The following is a 1715-nucleotide window of genomic DNA, read 5'->3' on the forward strand; positions in this document are numbered from 1 at the left end:
TTTGGGCCCGACCGCTGCTGTTCGGTCCGACTGGCCGGTTTGACGTGGCCCCCCGGTACGCGAAGGTGCTGCGGACGACGGGCGACGCACTCGCCGAACTCTCGTCGACCGAACGCGACGCGGTCTTCCGGGGAACGGCCAAGCGTGTGTACCTTGCCGGAGCGCCGACGCAGACATAGGATGTTTCCGCTGCACCGGCGCAGCAGGAGAGCGAGGAACGATGCGGTTCGCACGACTTGGCCCGGCGGGGAGCGAGATCCCCGTGGCGATCGACGACGACGGCGAGGTCCTCGACCTCCGGAGCCTCACGAGCGACATCAGCGGACGGCGGAACCAGCGGCCGAAATTGGCGGCGAGCTTCTCGAACCCGCGTTCCAGCGCGCCGATCGGCTGGCCACCCGGCTTGTGGGCGAGCGTATGGTACATCCACCAGATCAGCGCCGAGAAGAGCAGGAACGGCACCCAGAGCGCGATGATCGGGTTGATCTTGCCCAGCGCGGCGACCGCCGAGGCATATTCGTTGATCTTGTGGTAGGTCACGATCATCACGATCGACAGGAACACGCCGAGCGCCGACGAGGATCGCTTGGGCGGCACCGCCAGCGCCACCGAGAGCAGCGGCATCTCACGTCAGTCGGTCATCCACAAGCTTCGCAGAGCCGGAGTAACCATCAGGTCGCAAGGCGGACGTCGATGACCATGCAAGCTCACGGCATCAAACGGAGTTCAGCGTGCGAGTCGTTGGTAAAGATGATCGAGAACAACCTGGCTGTCCTGGCTCTAGTTCGTACCGACATCCGTGAAACTGATCCGGTTCGCCAGAGACCAGCCACGGTCAAGGAGCAGGAGCAGGAGCAGGAGCAGTCTGGCGTTCCGTCCCAGTCATGACCCTGTCTAAGGCAGACACGTAAGCAAGCTGTCCGAGCGCAAGTCTAAGGTTCACGAACCGGACGATCGGGACGTCGTCGAGGGCGCCGTCGGTCAGGTCGACCTGCTGCTGCGTCTGCGCCGACGCCTCTTCCTCGAGCGAGGAGGTCAGGTCGTTCAGCTCGTCGTCGGCACGCAGGTAGCGGTCGAGCGCGGCGGCGAGGTCACGTTCCTCGACCTGCAGCGGCTTCACGGGGCGACCGGAGGCGGTCCGGGCGTCGTCGATCGCGAGGACGTTCGTCGGGTTCACCATCGCGAGCACGAGGACCTCGCCCTCGAACCCGACGCCGAGCACCCCGTGCCGACGGCAGAGCGCCGCGGGGAGCATCGACACCGCGGTGCCGTCGACCGGGTAGTCCGTCAGCGGGACGGTCTTGGAGTTGTTCGACGCGGCACGGGCGGTGATGTACTGCGCCTCGCTGACGAGGCCCTGGTCGACGAGCGAGCGGATCGACCGGTCGTCGATCTCCTCGTCGCCGGTCATCGAGTCGAGGTGCTCGATCGGGAGGGCTCCGTTGAGGATGAGGATCTCGGACAGCGTGGCCATGAGCTGCGGAGCCTCCTTCGGGTCGCGCGGGGGTCGTGGGGACGAGCGCCGGTGGGGTTCGGCGCCCGACCACGCTACGTCGGCACGGATCGGCCGCCGCAGTCCCACAACGAGGGGGCGAGGGGGTTTTCCGTGGNCCCAGTGCAGGGGTACCCGCGGGTATCGAGATGCCTGCACCGCATCGGACGGTCGGCACGGGTGACCCCCGTCAGAGGGACGTCGACGCGGTGACGTGCACGGG

At 66.9% G+C, this 1715-nt stretch carries 2 protein-coding genes; both read right to left on the reverse strand.

Annotation, left to right across the window (positions count from 1 at the left end; all coding sequences use genetic code 11):
* Window positions 1-624: LptF/LptG family permease (locus I5E_RS26040; RefSeq protein WP_222836477.1), on the reverse strand; the 624-nt coding region annotated here is incomplete at its 3' end.
* Window positions 625-835: 211 nt separating this feature from the next.
* Entirely contained in the window at window positions 836-1474 is a 639-nt protein-coding gene (locus I5E_RS15535) for a hypothetical protein (RefSeq protein ID WP_022907788.1), read from the reverse strand.
* Between the last annotated feature and the right edge of the window lie 241 nt (window positions 1475-1715).

Source organism: Curtobacterium sp. B18 (assembly GCF_000333375.1).
GTDB lineage: Bacteria > Actinomycetota > Actinomycetes > Actinomycetales > Microbacteriaceae > Curtobacterium.